General features: G+C 76.0%; 19 protein-coding genes. 6 read left to right on the top strand and 13 right to left on the bottom strand.

Annotated features, from left to right (window positions below):
* Positions 1-67: 67 nt before the first annotated feature.
* From O2W14_RS02130 to O2W14_RS02110, 5 genes are all read left to right on the top strand, one after another.
* A complete protein-coding gene (locus tag O2W14_RS02130) occupies positions 68-523 on the top strand; it encodes a hypothetical protein (RefSeq protein WP_269174440.1) in 456 nt (151 codons plus the stop codon).
* 2 nt (positions 524-525) lie between these two features.
* Positions 526-789: a DUF3817 domain-containing protein gene (locus tag O2W14_RS02125; protein WP_269174439.1), complete on the top strand. Its 264-nt coding sequence runs from the start codon at positions 526-528 to the stop codon at positions 787-789.
* A gap of 19 nt (positions 790-808) precedes the next feature.
* Positions 809-1261: a MarR family winged helix-turn-helix transcriptional regulator gene (locus tag O2W14_RS02120; protein ID WP_269174438.1), complete on the top strand. Its 453-nt coding sequence runs from the start codon at positions 809-811 to the stop codon at positions 1259-1261.
* Between the two features lie 4 nt (positions 1262-1265).
* Positions 1266-2366 carry a threonine aldolase family protein gene (locus O2W14_RS02115; RefSeq protein ID WP_269174437.1) on the top strand — a complete coding sequence of 367 codons (1101 nt, stop codon included), beginning with the start codon at positions 1266-1268 and terminating at the stop codon, positions 2364-2366.
* A gap of 189 nt (positions 2367-2555) precedes the next feature.
* Positions 2556-3662 carry a fatty acid desaturase family protein gene (locus O2W14_RS02110; protein ID WP_269174436.1) on the top strand — a complete coding sequence of 369 codons (1107 nt, stop codon included), beginning with the start codon at positions 2556-2558 and terminating at the stop codon, positions 3660-3662.
* A gap of 51 nt (positions 3663-3713) precedes the next feature.
* Here the strand turns inward: O2W14_RS02110 and O2W14_RS02105 are convergent, their stop codons facing one another.
* The 4 genes from O2W14_RS02105 to O2W14_RS02090 all read right to left on the bottom strand — a co-directional run bounded on the left by O2W14_RS02105 (position 3714) and on the right by O2W14_RS02090 (position 6648).
* The gene (locus tag O2W14_RS02105) at positions 3714-4388 is read right to left on the bottom strand and encodes a sigma factor-like helix-turn-helix DNA-binding protein (RefSeq protein ID WP_269174435.1); all 675 of its coding nucleotides are present in this window, start codon (positions 4386-4388) and stop codon (positions 3714-3716) included.
* A 52-nt stretch (positions 4389-4440) separates the two neighbouring features.
* The gene (locus tag O2W14_RS02100; RefSeq protein ID WP_269174434.1) at positions 4441-4929 is read right to left on the bottom strand and encodes a hypothetical protein; all 489 of its coding nucleotides are present in this window, start codon (positions 4927-4929) and stop codon (positions 4441-4443) included.
* Between the two features lie 92 nt (positions 4930-5021).
* On the bottom strand, positions 5022-5912 hold the full coding sequence (locus O2W14_RS02095; RefSeq protein ID WP_269174433.1) for an NAD(P)H-hydrate dehydratase: 891 nt from the start codon (positions 5910-5912) through the stop codon (positions 5022-5024).
* A complete protein-coding gene (locus O2W14_RS02090; protein WP_269174432.1) occupies positions 5893-6648 on the bottom strand; it encodes a histidine phosphatase family protein in 756 nt (251 codons plus the stop codon). Before O2W14_RS02090 ends, O2W14_RS02095 begins: the two co-directional genes overlap by 20 nt.
* A gap of 129 nt (positions 6649-6777) precedes the next feature.
* Here O2W14_RS02090 and O2W14_RS02085 point away from each other — a divergent pair, with 129 nt between their 5' ends.
* Positions 6778-7356: a YdeI/OmpD-associated family protein gene (locus tag O2W14_RS02085; RefSeq protein WP_269174431.1), complete on the top strand. Its 579-nt coding sequence runs from the start codon at positions 6778-6780 to the stop codon at positions 7354-7356.
* Positions 7357-7419: 63 nt separating this feature from the next.
* On the opposite strand, the gene O2W14_RS02080 is transcribed toward O2W14_RS02085, so the two are convergent.
* The 9 genes from O2W14_RS02080 to O2W14_RS02040 all read right to left on the bottom strand — a co-directional run bounded on the left by O2W14_RS02080 (position 7420) and on the right by O2W14_RS02040 (position 16260).
* Positions 7420-8424: a C40 family peptidase gene (locus O2W14_RS02080; protein ID WP_269174430.1), complete on the bottom strand. Its 1005-nt coding sequence runs from the start codon at positions 8422-8424 to the stop codon at positions 7420-7422.
* Positions 8425-8556: 132 nt separating this feature from the next.
* Positions 8557-9093, bottom strand: coding sequence for a hypothetical protein (locus O2W14_RS02075; RefSeq protein ID WP_269174429.1), 537 nt, complete (start codon positions 9091-9093; stop codon positions 8557-8559).
* 156 nt (positions 9094-9249) lie between these two features.
* Positions 9250-9552, bottom strand: coding sequence for a hypothetical protein (locus tag O2W14_RS02070; protein WP_269174428.1), 303 nt, complete (start codon positions 9550-9552; stop codon positions 9250-9252).
* A 166-nt stretch (positions 9553-9718) separates the two neighbouring features.
* Entirely contained in the window at positions 9719-10792 is a 1074-nt protein-coding gene (locus O2W14_RS02065; RefSeq protein ID WP_269174427.1) for an MSMEG_0565 family glycosyltransferase, read from the bottom strand.
* Positions 10789-11604 carry a carbon-nitrogen hydrolase family protein gene (locus tag O2W14_RS02060; protein ID WP_269174426.1) on the bottom strand — a complete coding sequence of 272 codons (816 nt, stop codon included), beginning with the start codon at positions 11602-11604 and terminating at the stop codon, positions 10789-10791. Before O2W14_RS02060 ends, O2W14_RS02065 begins: the two co-directional genes overlap by 4 nt.
* Positions 11601-12923 carry an MSMEG_0569 family flavin-dependent oxidoreductase gene (locus tag O2W14_RS02055; protein ID WP_269174425.1) on the bottom strand — a complete coding sequence of 441 codons (1323 nt, stop codon included), beginning with the start codon at positions 12921-12923 and terminating at the stop codon, positions 11601-11603. Before O2W14_RS02055 ends, O2W14_RS02060 begins: the two co-directional genes overlap by 4 nt.
* Positions 12920-13777, bottom strand: coding sequence for a carbon-nitrogen hydrolase family protein (locus tag O2W14_RS02050; protein WP_269174424.1), 858 nt, complete (start codon positions 13775-13777; stop codon positions 12920-12922). Before O2W14_RS02050 ends, O2W14_RS02055 begins: the two co-directional genes overlap by 4 nt.
* A 14-nt stretch (positions 13778-13791) precedes the next feature.
* Complete coding sequence (locus O2W14_RS02045; protein WP_269174423.1) at positions 13792-15201, bottom strand: MSMEG_0567/sll0787 family protein; 1410 nt, start codon at positions 15199-15201, stop codon at positions 13792-13794.
* Positions 15202-15219: 18 nt separating this feature from the next.
* A complete protein-coding gene (locus tag O2W14_RS02040) occupies positions 15220-16260 on the bottom strand; it encodes an MSMEG_0568 family radical SAM protein (protein ID WP_269174422.1) in 1041 nt (346 codons plus the stop codon).
* Positions 16261-16292: the final 32 nt, after the last annotated feature.

Here is a 16292-nt window from a genome sequence, read left to right as displayed (position 1 = left end):
ACCGGCGACCCGTCGTCCAAGTTTCAGGCAGGCTGATACCGTCGCCGAACCAACGCCTGGAGGGGCCATGACCGCACTGCTGCTGAGCGTCCACGTGATCGCCGCGATCGTCTTCGTCGGGCCGGTGACCGTGGCCGTGAGCCTGTTCCCGCGCTACGCCCGCGAGGCCGCCGGCGCCGGTGCGCCCGGCGCCCTGCCCGCGGTGCACCTGCTGCACCGGATCACCCGCGTCTACGCCGTCCTGGCCCTCGCGGTGCCGGTGTTCGGCATCGCCACCGCGCTGGCCCTGGACGTGCTCGGCCAGTCGTGGCTGGTGGTGTCGATGCTGCTCACCGCGGCCGCCGGCCTGCTGCTGGCACTGGTGGTGCTCCCCCGGCAGGCGTCGGTGCGCGCGGCCCTGGACGCCGGGAGCGGGGACACCGACGTGCGCGCGCTCGCGATGGGCGCCGGGGTGTTCAACCTGCTGTGGGCCACGGTCGTCGTGCTGATGATCGTGCGCCCCGGCTCGACGACGGGGGTGTGAGCGTGGACCTGCGCTGGCTCCGGCTGGCCTCCTGGGTCGAGACCGTCTCGCTGGTCGTGCTGCTGGTGAACCTCGCGACGGCGCACGCCGCGGCGGTGGCGTCGCTGATGGGGCCGGTGCACGGCTCGGCCTACCTGGCCACGATCGCCACGGCCTCCCTGCTGCCGCTGCCCCGGCACACCCGGCTGCTCACCCTGGTGCCCGGCATCGGCGGGCTGCTGGCGTTGCGCCGGACGGCGGCGGCGAGCACCGCACCGGGGGACTGAGGGCTACTGTCCCTGGCCGATGACCGAGCAGCCGCCCGCCCCGCCCTCGGACAGCCCGGTGATGCTCACCATCCTGGCCGGGCGCGCATGGGAGGCCCGGCTCAACACCGCGCTGCGGGCCCACGGGCTCACGCTGCGCCACCTGGGTGCCCTCGGTCACCTGGCCGGCACACCGGGGCTTTCCTACACCGACCTGGCGCGCCGGGCCCGGGTCACCGTGCAGAGCATGCACGCCACGGTCGCCGCGCTGACCGCGCTGGGCGCCGTCGCCGAGCCCGGCGGCGGCCGCGGCCGGGCCGCCCTGCTGGAGGTCACCGACCGCGGGCGGCAGCTGCTGTCCACCGGCCGGGACGTCGTCGCCGCCCTCGACGCCGAGTTCACCGCGGCCCTGCCCCCGCCGGCCCGTGCCGGACTGCCGCTCGGGCTGCTCGCCGGGCTGCAGGCCGCCCGGGACGCCCCCCCGGCAGACTGACGCCGTGGACGACCTCACCGCTCTCCGGCAGTCCTGCGACCGCGCACTGGCCGGGCACGGGCCGCAGACCGCCGCCGACCTGCTGGCCACCGTGCCCGCCGACACCGCGGTCGACCGGTACGGCGCAGGCGGGGTGGTGGCCGAGCTGGAGGCCGAGGTCGCCGGGCTGCTCGGCCAGGACGCCGCGGTGTACCTGCCCAGCGGCACGATGGCCCAGCAGGCCGTGCTGCGGGTGCACGCCGGGCGGCGCGCGCGGCAGACCGTCGTCTTCCACCCGCAGTGCCACCTCGAGGTGCACGAGGGGCAGGCGCTGGAGCGGCTGCACGGGCTGCTGGGCCGCCCGGCCGGGCACCGCGACCGGCTGCTCGCCCTCGCCGACCTGGAGGCCGTGGCCGAGCCGCCCGCCGCGCTGCTGCTCGAGCTGCCGCAGCGCGACCTGGGCGGGCAGCTGCCCGCCTGGGACGACCTGGTCGCGCAGACCGGCTGGGCCCGCGGGCGCGGTGCCGCGGTGCACCTGGACGGCGCCCGCCTCTGGGAGGCCGCCGCCGGGTACGGCCGCCCGCCGGCCGAGGTCGCGGCGCTGTTCGACACCACCTACGTCAGCTTCTACAAGGGCATCGGCGCGCTGGCCGGGTGCGCCCTGGCCGGGCCGGCCGACGTCGTCGCCGAGGTGCGCGAGTGGCGCAGCCGGATGGGCGGCACGCTGTTCGGCATGTGGCCCGGCGCGGCCTCGGCGCTGACCTGCCTGCGCCGCCGGCTGCCGCTGTTCCCCGGCTACCTGGAGCGGGCCCGCGAGGTCGCCGCCGCGGTGCGCGACCTGCCCGGCGTCGCCGTCGTGCCCGACCCGCCGCAGACGCCGATGCTGCACCTGCTGCTGCGCACCACGCCCGAGGGGTTCACCGCCGCCGCCCGCAGCCTGGCCGAGCAGGGGCTGTGGACGTGGGAGCGGGCGATGCCCACCGCCGACCCGGCCGTGCAGCGGGTCGAGCTGTCGATCGGCGACGCGACCATGGCGCTCACGGTCGAGGAGGTCCGGGCCGCCATCTCCACGCTGGCGGGCAGTTCAGCCACGCTGGCCGGCAGCTCGGCCACGCTGGCCGGCTGACGCACCGACAGGCGACCGGCCGGTTGCCTCGTGCACTCACCCCGGCGGTCGGACGCCGCGTGGCAGACGTCGGGGGCGTCGCATACCGTCGACCGCACGCGGTGCTCCATCCAGACGTAGCGCGGTCCCCCGTCGTCGCCGGTAGTCGGCACCAGCCCGGAGCAGCCCGGGACCCAGCAGAGAGACCAGATGACCGCAACGACTCTGGAGGGCTCCACGCCTCCCCCCGCCCGGGAGCCCCGCCCCGAGCGCACCCGTGACCGTCAGGTGAGCGTCTACGCCGAGCTCTCGCAGCAGGTGAAGGACGCCGGGCTGCTCGACCGCCGGAGCCGGTGGTACGTGGTCATGATCGCGCTGACCGCGCTGGCGTTCTCCGCCGTCTGGGTCGGCATCGTCGCCCTCGGCGACTCCTGGTGGCAGCTGGGCATGGCCGTGGCCCTGTCGCTGGTGCTCACCCAGTTCGCCTTCTTCGGCCACGACACCGCCCACCGGCAGGCGTTCGGGTCGCACGCGGTGAACGAGTGGTCGGCCCGGGTGCTCTCCTGCGGGATCACCGGCATCGGCTACGGCTGGTGGATGCAGAAGCACAACCGGCACCACAACGCGCCCAACCAGATGGGCAAGGACCCGGACATCGTCTCCGAGGTGCTGGCCTTCACCCCCGACGACGCCGCCGAGCGGACGACCGGGCTGCGCGGCTGGTTCACGCGGCACCAGGGCTGGGCGTTCTTCCCGCTGCTGGGCTTCGAGGGCACCGCGCTGCACGCCAACAGCATCGCGACGCTGTTCCGGGAGAAGTCGATGCCGCGGCGCCGGCTCGAGCTGTCGATCATCGCCGTCCGGCTCATCGCCTACGTGGTCGTGGTCTTCCTGATCATGCCGCCGCTGCTGGGCGTGGCGTTCATCGTCGTCCAGCAGGCCGTGTTCGGTCTGCTGATGGGCGGGTCGTTCGCGCCCAACCACAAGGGCATGCCGATCGTGCCGAAGAACGCCAAGGTCGACTTCCTGCGGCGTCAGGTGCTCATGTCCCGCAACATCCGCGGCGGCCGGGTCACCGACTTCATGATGGGCGGCCTGAACTACCAGATCGAGCACCACCTCTTCCCGAGCATGCCGCGGCCGAACCTGAAGAAGGCCCAGCCGCTGGTGCGTGCGCACTGCGCCAAGCACGGGATCAGCTACACCGAGACCTCGCTGGTCGGCTCGTACCGCGCCGTCGTGCGGTACCTGAACCGGGTCGGCATCGCCGAGCGCGACCCGTTCACCTGCCCGCTGGTGGCCTCGACCCGCAACTAGGTCGACCCGCTGCGACGGCCCGGCTCCCCCAGGGGGCCGGGCCGTCGTCGTTCACGCGGTCAGCAGGACCAGGACGACGACCAGCAGGAAGAACGCGGCGACGGCGGCCAGCCCCGCCCAGTGCCGGCGCTGGGTGCTGACGCCGTCCAGGACGCCGGCCAGGAAGCCCTCGGGCACCGCCACGTCCCGCCCGGCCAGGTGCGTGCGCAGCGCCGCCTCCACCCCCGCGGACGGCCGGTCGTCGGGCGGCAGCAGCTCCTCGACCCGGTCCAGCGCGCGCAGGGTGTCAGGGGCGACGGTCTCCTCCGGGACGCCCAGTTCGGCTGCCGTCTGCTGCACCGAGCGGCCCTCGCCCAGGCGCAGGACGAGCACCGCACGCTGCTGCGCGGGCAGCCGGCCGAGGGCCGTGGTCAGCGCACCCCGCACCGGCGGGGCGGGGACCGGCGCCAGGGACAGGCCACGCAGCAACGGCGTGGCCGCCACCGCCTCCCGCAGCTGGGTGCGCCGGTGCCAGCGGGGGTGCTCGGCCAGCAGTGCGGCGCGCGCGGCCGCAGGCCGGTCGGTGGTGGACAGCTCACCCCACCGGCGGTGGACGGCGCCCAGCGCGGCCGACGCGAGCTCGACGGCCTCGGTCGGGTCCCCGGTCAGCAGGACCGCCGTCCGCAGCAGCGCCGGGGCCTGGTCGGCCACGAACGCCGCGAACGAGCCGTCGTCGGTGCTGCGCATGCCGGCCCCTCCCGCCGTCGTGGGTGCCATGGTCACCCACGACGGACCGGGGTCAGCTGCTGGGCACCGGTTCCGGCCAGCCCGCCAGGTGCCCGATCCAGGCCAACGCCAACCAGGCACCGGTCAGCGACCCGGTGACCGACCCGTCGGTCAGCTCCAGCCGCCAGGGCGACGTCGACTGCCGCGGTCGCCGCGACCCGGTGCCGGGCACCGCACGCACCACCCGCCAGGTGTCGACCGGCAACCGGCGGGCGGGACGCCCGGGGCCTGCGACCCAGACCGCCTGCCGGGTGGCCTCCACCGGCTCGGCCGGCGCGGAGTCCGGCCAGCGCAGCTCCAGGACGCCGAGGCCCAGGTAGTCGGCCGGGTCGGAGGGCACCGCCCAGCTCGCGGGCCGGGCACCGAGCGCGGCGTCGGCGCCGAGGGTCATGACCGCGGAGACGGCGTGGAACACCCCGCCCAGCACACGGCCGACCCGGGCCTCCGGCGGCGGGTCCTCCGCCGTCCAGTCGACCAGCCGGCGCAGTTCCGCATCGCTCACCGGGTCAGCGTGCCCGACCGGGCCGCGCCCCGCCTGCGCACCACGACGGTCTGCCGGAGCCACCGCCCCCGGAGGGGCGTGCGCGGGAGGGGTCAGAGTGAGATCTCGGCGATGATGTGCGGGATCTGCGGCGGCAGCTCACGGGCCAGGAAGCCCAGCCGCCCGACCGAGGCCGCCAGCCGCTCCCCCGCCCGACCGTGCAGGTAGGACGCCCAGACGGCGGCCTGCGCCGGCTCGGCCCCGCGGGCGAGCAGACCCGCGGTGACGCCGGCGCGCACGTCACCGGACCCGGAGACGCCGAGCCCGGCGCCTCCGCTCTGGTCCTGCCACAGCCGGCCGTCGGGGTCGGCGACCCAGCTGGTCGCCCCGCCGAGGCCCACCACGGCGTGGGCCTGCTCGGCGAGCCGGCGGGCCGCGCCGGCCGGGTCCTCGTCGATCTCGTCGGCGTCGGTGTGCAGCGCGATGGCCAGCTCGGTCGGGTTCGGGGTGAGGACGACGCGGCCCGCCAGCCGGTGCAGGCAGCGGGGGTCGGCGGTGACGGCGGCGAGCCCGAGCGCGTCGAGGACGACCGGGCAGTCCAGCTCGGGCAGCAGCCGCTCGACGAACTCGCGGGTCTGCGGCTCGTCGGCCATGCCGGGCCCGACGAGCACCGCGGACGCCGACCGGGCCAGGTCCAGCACCAGTTCGGCGGAGTCGCCGCGGATGGCGCCCTCCTCGGTCGAGGGGACGCCGCGCACCAGCGCCTCGGGCAACGCGATGGAGATGTGCGGGGCGACCTTCGACGGGACGACGACCTGCAGCTTCCCGGCCCCGGACCGCAGCGCCGCCTCGGCGGCCAGCGTCACCGCGCCGAGGGTCTCGGTGCTTCCGCCGATGACCAGGATGGAGCCGCGGGACTCCTTGCCGCCGGTCGGTTCGGGCAGCTGCCAGCTGCGCAGCACCGGGGGCGTGACCAGCGTGGTCTCAGGCTGGGGACGGGACATCGTTCTCCTCGGTCACGGGGGCGCCGTCGCCCGGGCCTGCGTCGAGCAGGTGCTCCACGCCGTTGAAGCCGGCCAGGGCGAACGCCCCGCCGTCGGTGGACTCGTAGCGGGTGACCGAGGTGTTGGCGACCTGCTCGGTGCGGTCGACGTCCAGCAGCTGCGGCTCGCTCAGCTCCTCGAGCACGTAGCGGAAGACCATGACCACGGCCTGGTGCGAGACGCACATCAGCCGCTCGCCGTCGTGCCGCAGCGCCTCGGTGGCCAGCAGGCTGCGGATCCGCAGCGCGACGTCGGCCCAGCTCTCCCCACCCGGTGGCCGGTAGTAGAACTTGCCCAGCAGGTCGCGGCGGCGGGCCTCCTCGGGGAACTGCGCCCGGATGCCGTCGCGGGTCATGCCGTCGAAGGCGCCGAAGTCGCGCTCCCGCAGCCGCTCGTCGTAGCGGATGGTCAGCTCCAGCCCGCTGGCGTCGACCGCCCGCCGCGCGGTGGCGGCGGCGCGGGCGAACGGCGAGCTCAGCACGGTGGTGGGCTGCTGGTCCGCCGGCAGCCGGGCCAGCCACGCGCCCAGCGCGTCGGCCTGCTCCTCCCCCGTCGGCGACAGCGGGACGTCGGGGTCGCGGACGTCGAGGGTCAGCCGCTGCGCCCCGCTGCGGTGCGCCTGCGCGTCGGCCAGGTTGCCCGTGCTCTCGCCGTGCCGCACCACCCACAGCGCACTCGGCCCCGGTCCCCGTGCCATCGCGTCGTCCCGTCCGTCGTCGCGGCGCCCCTGCTGAGCACCGCCCGCCGTCCGACAGCCGATCACCCCCGTCGGCAAAGCGCGAGCCGGGGGCTGGACGCCGTCCGGGCGGGTGCGCAAGATGACCGGATGGCCTCCGAGGACGCGTTCGAGCGCCGGGCCTTCGCCACGCCCGCGGAGTTCGACAGCTGGCTGGACGCCGAGCACGACCGGGCGCCCGGGCTGTTCGTGCTCATGGCGAGGAAGGCCTCGGGCATCCCGTCGATCACCGCGCCGGAGGCGGTCGAGGTGGCGCTGTGCCACGGCTGGATCGACGGGCGCAGCAACCGCGTGGACGACGTCTGGTTCACCGTGCGCTACACCCCGCGCCGGCCGCGGAGCGTCTGGTCGCAGAAGAACGTGGCCACGGTCGCCCGGCTCGTCGCCGACGGGCGCATGCGTCCGGCCGGGCTCGCGGCGGTGGAGGCCGCCCAGGCCGACGGCCGCTGGGAGCGCGCCTACGCCGGACCCGCGACGATCACCGTCCCCGACGACCTGGCCGCGGCGCTGGCCGCCGAGCCCGCTGCGGAGGCGGCGTTCGCCGCGCTGGACGGCACGAACCGGTACGCGGTGCTGTGGCGGGTGCACACCGCCGCCACGCCGCAGACCCGGGCCAACCGGGTCGCCGCCCTGGTCACGATGCTCGCCGAGGGCCGGCGCCTCCACTGAGGAAGGACCCCACTGCCCCCCACCACTCGCAAGCTCGCGGTGGGCCCCTGCAGCGGGGCCGGTTCAGCCGGTGACGCGGCGGGCGCTCACGTAGCCGCCCTTGTCGACGCTGGTCACGGCGACGGGCTTGCCGGTGACGCTGGCGTGCACCATCTGGCCGTTGCCGATGTAGAGGCCGACGTGGCTGATCGGCGAGTAGAAGAAGACCAGGTCGCCGGGCTGCAGCTCGGCGCGCGACACCGCGACGCCCATCCCGGACTGCGCGCGGCTGGAGTGGGGCAGGGCGACGCCGGCGGCCGCGTAGGCGTACTGGGTGAGCCCGGAACAGTCGAAGGTGTCCGGACCACTGCCGCCCGTGGCGTACATGTCGCCGAGCTGGGCCAGCGCGGTCTGCACGGCGACGCCGGCGGCCGCGGTCGGCGCGGGGGCGGGGTCCGCCGCGGTGACGGCCGGGCCGGCCAGCGCGGTGTGCACGCGCACCTGGTCGGCCGCGGTGAGCCGGGCGAAGTCGCTCTCGTACCCGGCGAGCTCGTCCTCCAGCTGCTCCTGCTGGGCCTCCAGGTCGATCGCGGCCTGGGCAGCGGCAGCGGCGGCCGCGGCGGCGTCGCGCTGGGCCTGCTCGGCGGCGGCCCGGGCGGTCGCGGCCTGGGCGACGACGGTGTCGGCGTGCGAGGCGAGCTTGTCCAGCGTGCTCATCTGCTCGACGAGGTCGTCGGCCGAGCCGCTGGTGAGGAAGGCGGCGAGCTTGCCGCGGGTGGTGCCCACGTAGCCGGTCTGCGCGATGGAGCGGAGCTGCGGCTCCAGGGCGTCGAGCTGGGCCTGCGCGGCGGCGACGGCGACGGCCGCGGCGTCCGCGGCCGCCCGGTGCTGCGTGACGGCGTCGGTGGCCTCGTTGACCTTCTCCCCGATCGCCTCGAGCTGCTTGCCGGTCTCGGTGACGGCCTGGCGGGCCTGCGCCGGGCTCGTGGGGGCGGCCGAGGCGGCGGGGGTCAGCAGGACGACCGCGGCACCGGCGCTCAGCGTGAGCGCGGCGGTGCGGGTCCACGTCCGCCGAGTCGTTCGATGCACCAGGTGCCTCCGTCTGCGCGCGTCGCGCCCGGGAGGGGCGACATCACCACGCGCTTGTCGCAACGGAACGTAGGGAGGCATCTGCAGTCGGTCGGCCCGCCGCGCCGGGGGTCGATCGGTCCGCAGGGACCCTCAGTCCCACAGACCCCGCGCGCCACTCCGGTCCCGCGGCGAGCCACTCCTGCCCCACGCGTCACCGAGCAGCCGGCGGCGGGAGCGGGGGCGGGCGGGGGCGACGAGCCGGTCGGCGACGGCGCCGGTCACGAACGAGTAGACGGCCTTGCCGGCCACGTCGACGACCTGGTCCTGCCGGGACCACGTCCACGGCGGCGCCCCCACACCCGTGGCGTTCTCCAGCGTCTGGTCGACGGCCAGGCGCACCGAGGTGTGCCAGGCGTTGGCCCGCCAGCCACGCAGCCCGGCGGCCGACCAGACCCCGCGCAGGGCACCCACGGCCGCGCCGGTGCCCCAGTGCATGAGGTGGTTGCGCACCAGCGGGCGCGCGGACTCCGGCAACCGGACGCCGGTGGTCAGCGCGGTGAGCGTGCGGGCGGGCACGTAGCTGTTGGGCCGGTGCGTCACCTGCTGTTCCAGCTTCTCCGCCGTCGTCATCGCCGCCACGCCGACCAGCCCGGCCACCGCGCCCCGCACCGCTGCTCTCGCCCACATGGACAACGGCCTACCCCCACCGCCCCGGCCGCAAAGGCACTCCGCCGTCCTGACCGCCGGGACCCTCGCCGTCCCGGCCGATGGGGTCCGGGCCCGGGACGACGACGAGCCGCCCACCGGGTGACCGGTGGGCGGCTCGTACGGACGTCGGGGAGGTCAGCCGGCGGCGGGCTCGGAGGAGTCGAGGGCGTCGAGGGCCGCGACGTCGCGCAGGATCGCCTGGAGCTCGGCGGAGGTCCACGCCTCGCAGCAGTCGCAGGTGCCCGTGGGCGTGAAGCTGTGCAGGCCGAGGCTGCCGCCGGCCTGGTCCTCGGCGAGGGCGAGCTGGCCGTCCTCGGGGTTGCGGTGGCACCGGCACGACGAGGCGCACATGCCCAGCCCCCACCCGGAGACGATCACCGACGCACCGTGCTCGTGGACCTTGCCCAGCTGGAAGATGGAAGGCTTCTGGTTCGTCATGTCGGGCTCCCCTCGCCGTCCTGCCGTGGTGGCAGGGGGTCGTCGTCGGCGTGCTGGGGGGAAGTAGACAGGAACCGTGTTTCATGTCCGCGCTACGGGGGCATGAAACGCGGTTGCTCTGTTTTTCTGGGCCCAGTCGTCACGCTCGTCACAACGGACCCGTCCGTCACAGCGACGCGTAGAGCTCCAGGTGCGCCGCCGCAGCAGCGTCCCAGCTGTGGCCCTGGGCGAGGGCCCGACCCGCCGTCCGGCGCTGCTCGCCGACTTCCGCCAGCAGGCCGTCGGCGAGGCCGGCCGGGTCGGCGGCGAAGGTCGCCGCCGTGCCGAACACCTCCCGCAGCACCGGCAGGTCGCGGGTGACCACCGGGACGCCGGCCGCCAGCGCCTCCATCGCGGCCAGGCCGAAACCCTCCTTGACCGAGGGGAAGGCGAAGACGTCGGCGGCGGCGACCAGGGCCGGCAGCTCGCCGTGGTCGACCGGCCCGAGGACGACGGGCGCCACGCCCAGCTCCGCGGCGCGCTCGAACACCCGGGCGCGGTAGTCGCGGTAGTCGAAGAGCGTCTCCCCGCCGGCGACCACCAGGGACAGCTCCGGGCGCACGGCCTGCACCCGGGCCATCGCCTCGACCAGGTCCAGGGTGCCCTTGCGCGGCTCGATGCCGCCGACGGCCAGCACGTAGTGCCCCAGCCGGTCCCGCCAGACGCGCCGTCCCGCCTCCCCCGCGGGCCCGGCCGCGGCGGTGAACCGGTCGGCCTCGACGCCGTTGGGGATCACCGTGGCCACCCGGCCCCAGCCGGTCGCCACCTCGGCGGCGACCGCGGCGGAGACGCAGACCAGCGCGTGCGGGGTGACGACGGCGCGCTCGTGGCAGGCGGCGAGCTCCGGGGTGGTGAAGGTGTCCAGGTGGTGCACCGTGCGGACGCAGTCGGGGACGGCGTTGGCGCTGATGCAGTCCTGCGCGTGGACGACGTCGTAGGACTCATCGAGGAAGGCGGCTCCCAGGACCTGGATGGACCGCAGGATGCGCGCGCCGACGTCCTCACCCGGCACGTCGGGGAACGGCACCAGTCGCAGGGTGACGGCGGGGTTCACGGGGCGGAAGAAGGCGGCGTCACCGCCGCGGCCCAGCGACCAGACGCTCACGTCGTGCCCGGCGCGGGCCATCGCCTCGGCCAGCGCGAGCGTGTGCACGACCCCACCGCGCGGCCGGGTGGAGTAGGTCAGCAGCGCGACCCTCATGCGTAGGCCTCCGGCCGGCGTTCCCGCAGGTGGTCCAGGACGGTGCGGGCGCGGCCGACCTCACCGGCGACGTCCAGGTCGGCCAGCGCCAGTCCGGCCTTGGCCCAGGTGCGGGCCAGGACGTCGCCGCCGGGCCCGACCACCTTGGACTGGCCGAGGAAGCGCAGCCGGCCCATCGTCCCGGTCTGGTTGGCCGACACCCAGACCACCTGGTTCTCCGCGGCGCGGGCGCAGTCGTAGAGGTCGAACAGCCGGGACTGCCGGTCCTGCACCAGCCGGGGCGCGCGGTTGGTGAGGCTGGCCGGCCACGCCGAGAGGCAGGCCAGCAGCTGGGCGCCGTCACCGGCGAGCGAGCGGGCGGCCTCGGGGAAGGTCTTGTCGTAGTCGATGAGCATGCCGATCCGGCCCAGCGGGGTGTCGAAGGCGGTGAACGCGTCACCCGGTGCGTAGGCGGGCAGCTCACCGGCCGGCTGGTGCACCTTGCGGTGCCGGCCCAGGACGCCGTCGCCGGTCACGCACACCGCGCTGTTGAAGTGCTGCCCGCCCGCGGACTCGCGGTAGCCCAGGCAGACCACGACGTCCCCGGCGGCCTCGGCGACCCGGGCCAACTCGGGCGCGGCGGCGTCCAGGGCCGGGGGTAGTCCGGTGTCGTCGCCGCGGCCCAGGTCACCGAGGTACCCGCCGATCGTGGCGTCGGGGAAGACCAGCAGCTGCACGCCCCGGTCGCGGGCGTCGGCCAGGATCGCCTCGACCTTGGTCAGGCACTGCCCGACGTCCCGCCCGAAGTGCGCCGCGACCGCCGCGACCCTCACGCCATCCGGGCCGCCGACGAGGCGGCTGCCACGGCCAGCGAGCGGGTCAGGCCGGTCGGGGCGCCGGTGAGGTCGGTGATCCGGTCGGCGACGAACTCCGCGTCCCGGGCGATGCCGGCGAACCGGCCCGAGCCCCAGGTGTGCAGCCAGGGCAGGCCCAGGACGTACAGCCCGGGTGCGGAGGTGACGCCACGGACGTGGGTCGGGTAGCCCGCGCCGTCGAACACCGGCACCCGCACCCAGCTCCAGTCGGCGCGGAAGCCGATCGCCCACACCACCGAGGAGATCGCGGCCACGTCCAGCGACGTCGGGTCGGCGTCCGGCGCCCAGACCGGGGTGTACCGCGGCTCGGTCGGGGCGTCGGTGCCGGTGCGCTCGATGTGCGCGTCGACCAGGTTCTTGGCGTTGTCGTCGACACGGTCGGCGGCGTCCAGGTGCCGGGTCAGGTTCGGGGCGAAGGACAGCACCCCGCCGTCGAGCCCGGTGAGCGTGCCGTAGAGCTGCATGCCCTCGGTGGCGAACCGGCGGAGGTCGATGTCGCGGCCGCCGTCCCGGCCGGTGACGTAGTGGTTGGTGCCCATCCGGGCGGCCTCGCCGTCGCGGTGCTGCTCGACGGGCATGTCGTAGTGGCCCATGTCGTGCAGCCACCCGACCATGTCGCGGCCCCGGTACCGGCGGGCGATCCGCGGCGCGCTGCCCACGGCCAGGTGCACCCGGCGGCCGGCCAGGTGCAGGTCCTCGGCGATCTGCGCGCCCGACTGCCCGGTGCCGACGACCAGGACGTCGCCGTCGGGCAGCTGGCCGGGGTTGCGGTAGGCCTGCGAGTGCAGCTGGGTGACCCGCTCGGGCAGCTGCGCGGCCCAGGGCGGCAGCACCGGCAGGTGGTAGCCGCCGACGGCCAGCACGACCTGGTCAGCGGTGACGTCCCCGGCGCTGGTGGTGAGCAGGTAGCCGCCGTCCGGGGCGGGGGCGAGCCGGGTGACGGCGACGCCCTCGTGCACCGGCGGGTCGAAGGAGGCGGCGTAGCTGCGCACGTACTCGACGATCTCGTCGCGCAGCATGAAGCCGTCGGGGTCGTCGCCCGCGTAGGGCCAGCCGGGCAGCTGGCACTGCCAGTTGGGCGTGACCAGGCAGAAGGTGTCCCAGCGGGCGTCGGCCCACTCGTGGGCGATCGTCTCCCGCTCCAGGACGACGTGCTCGATCCCGCGCTGCACCAGGTGCCAGCTGACCGACAGCCCGGCCTGGCCACCGCCGACGACGGCGACCGGTACCCGGGCGGGCAGCCCGGTGCGGATGGGCTGGACCTCGGTGAGCGTCATGCCCCCACCAGCGCGCCGTAGGCGTCGGGACGGCGGTCGCGCAGGTGGCCCATCGACCGCCGCGCCCCGTCGAGGGTGGCCCGGACATCGACGGTGGCCACCGCCATGCCGGGTGCGACGCCGGTGGTGGCCAGCACGTCCCCGCCGGGCCCGACGACCTTGGCGCTGCAGACGAACCGCAGCCCACCGAAGGAGCCGGCCTGGTTCGCCGACACCCACACGATCTGGTTCTCCAGCGCCCGGGCCTGGTCGAAGAGGTCGAAGCGGCGGGTCCAGCGGTCCTCGGCCAGGTCGGTCGCGGCGGCGGTGCGCGAGCCGGGCCAGGCCGACATGCAGGCCACGATCTCCGCGCCGTCCATGGCCAGCGTGCGGGCGGCCTCGGGGAAGGCCTTGTCGTAGCAGATCATCATGCCGATCCGGCCGACCGGGGAGTCGAAGGCGCGGAAGCCGTTCCCGGCGGTGTAGCTGTTGCCCTCCCCCAGCGGCTGGTGGACCTTGCGGTGCACCCCGAGGACGCCGTCACCGGTCACCGCGACCGCGGTGTTGTACCGGGTGCCGCCGTCGGCCTCGCAGAACCCGGCGGTGACCACCATGTCCCCGGCGATCCGGGCCAGCCAGGCGACCTCGGGGCCGTCGACGTCCAGGGCGGGCGGCAGCGCGTGCTGCGGGAGCACCTGCGCGACGCCGTGCTCGCCGAGGTCGGCGAGGTACCCGCCGAGGGTGGCCTCGGGCAGCACGAGCAGCTGCACGCCGCGGCTGCGCGCCTCGGCGACGAGCTGTTCGATCCGGGCGAAGACCTCACCGAGGTCGCGCCCGAAGGGGGCGGCGACGGCGGCGACCGTGGTGGTGGGCATGGGTGCTCCTGTCCTCAGGCCGCGCCCAGGCCGGTGACCGGCCCGGGGACGGCGGTGGTGAGCGAGCCGTCGGGCCAGCGCAGCTGCACGCCGGCGCCGGGGACGAGCTCGCCGCAGACGGCGGTGGTGGCAGGCCCGGCGTCGGCGACGGGTGCGCCGGGGACGTCGGTGGTGAGGAAGGCGGTGCCGGGGAAGCAGGTGGCCCAGTCGCCGGCGCTGGCCGCGGCCGGCCGCGGGACGGCGGCGACGTCGAGCACCGCACCGCAGCCGCTGGCCTCGGCGAGCATGCCCAGGGTGCCGACCAGCCCGGCCATGGAGACGTCCTTGGCCGCGGCGGGGGCGGTGCGGGCGACGAAGGAGCCCATCGCCTGCAGCTCGGCGGTCGACCGGCTGCTGGTGGAGTCCCACTGCCGGCCGGTGTGCCCGCGCCGCCAGCCCCCGCCGAGGTCGGCGGTCAGCCGCACCTCGTGCCCGGCGCGGCCACCGCCGGCGGGCACCGGCCGGGACGTCCGGCCGAGCGCGGTGACGCTGAGGGACGCCGGGACGCCGAGCTGGGTGTGCCCGCCGAGGACCGGCACGCCCCAGGCCCGGCTGGCGTCGCGCAGGCCGGCGAGCACCCGGGCGGCGAAGGAGGCGTCCCGGGCACCGACCGCGTCCAGCAGCCCGAGCGGGGCGGCACCCATGGCGGAGAGGTCGTTGACGTTGACCAGCACCCCGCACCAGCCGGCCCACTCCGGGTCGCGCTCGACCATCGAGGGCAGGATCGCGTCGCACGCGGCGATCACGTCGGTGCCGGGCACCGGGGCGCCGTCGTCACCGACGAACCCGGCGCCGCCCAGGTGCAGGCCGCCGAGCAGCCCACCGAGCGGGGACTTGGTCGCCCGGGCGAGTGCGGCGATCCGCCCGATCGGCCAGGTCATCGTGGTGTGCGGCCGCCCGCCGAGGTCGGCGGCGCCGGTGGCCCGCCAGCCGAGCCGGGTGAACAGGACTGCGTACCGGTCCTGCACGGTCGCGTCGAAGCGCAGCACGCCGGCGGCCTCGGCCCGGGCGCAGGCGGCGGTGACCAGCGCGGCGCCCAGCCCGTGCGGCGCACCCGGGGTGACGACCAGCCGGGAGCCTGTCCACCAGCCGACGTCGGGCGCACCGGGATCGGCCGGGGCCAGCCGGACGCCGCCCAGCACCGCGCCGGTTGTTCCACGTGCAACCAGGGTGACCGCGCGCGGGTCGTCGTCCGTGCCGTCGCGGTCGGTGCCGGCGAACAGGCCCTGCTCCTCGACGAAGGCCCGCTGCCGGAGCGCCCGGTGGGCGGCGAGCCCGGCGGCGTCGGCCTCCTCGACCTGCCAGGCCGGACCGGCGGGGACGTGGCGGAAGTCGACGAGCAGCACGCTGCGCTCCAGCGCCGCCCGCTCGTCACCGGCGGCCATGTTCGCCAACACGGCCGCTCAGGCCCCGGCCGACTGGAGCGCGCTGCACGCGCCGCAGGCCGCGCAGCCGGCGCCCTGGTCGGCGCCGCGCATGTCCAGCCGACGCAGGCCGGCGGCTACCCGGTCGGTCACGTCCTGCAGCACCGCGGGGTCCGGGGCACCGACCCCGTCGGCGACGGCGAGGGTGCCGGCCAGCGGGCGGTACGGGACGACGAAGGGGTAGACGCCGGCCTCGGCCAGCTCGAGGGCGCCGGCGACCAGCTCGTCGGGGTCCTCCCCCAGCCCGACCAGCAGGTAGGTCGAGACCCGGTTGCGGCCGAACACCCGCACCGCCTCGGCCCACGCCGCGCGGTACTGGCTCATCGGCACGCTGGCCTTGCCCGGCATCCAGCGCGCCCGGACGGCGTCGTCCAGCGACTCGACGTGGATGCCGATCGCGGTGGCGCCGGCCTCCTTGAGCTCGGTGATCGCGTCGAGGTCCTCGGGTGCGGGTGGCTCGCACTGCACCTGGATCGGGAGCCCCGGCACCGCCGCGGTGATCGCCCGCACGCAGCGGGCGAGGTGCCGGGCGCCGCGGTCCCGGCCGTTCGTCGTCCCGGTCGTCATGACCATCTGCCGGACGCCGTCGAGCCGGACCGCGGCCTCGGCCACCTCGGCCAGCTGGGCCGGGGTCTTGACCGCGGTGGTGGAGCCCGCGGCGAGTGAGGCCTCGATGGCGCAGAACCGGCAGCGGTCGGCCTCGGCGTACCGGATGCAGGTCTGCACGACGGTGGTGGCCAGCACGTCACGCCCGTGCAGGCGGGCGAGCTTCTCGTAGGGCACGCCGTCGGCGGTGGTCAGGTCGTAGAAGCGTGGCCGGTCGATCGGCGTGGCCTCGAGCCCGAGGTCGGCGCCGTCCAGCAGCAGCCGGCCGCCGCTGATCGAGTACGGGGAGTCGGGGTTGAGCGGCAGTGCCGCGCCGTGCCCGCCGAGCAGCACGTGCCCGTCGTCGCTGGGGCCCGCACCCGCCCGGCGGGTCACCTGCGCGTCGACCCGGACGCCGAGGATCGCGACGTCCACCCGGGTCGACGCTCTCGTCGGCGTCTGGGTCA

The organism is Modestobacter sp. VKM Ac-2986 (genome assembly GCF_026967795.1).
Taxonomy (GTDB): Bacteria; Actinomycetota; Actinomycetes; order Mycobacteriales; family Geodermatophilaceae; genus Modestobacter.
The sequence above is the reverse complement of the archived record's forward strand: the minus strand, read 5'-3'. Positions and strand labels throughout refer to the sequence as shown.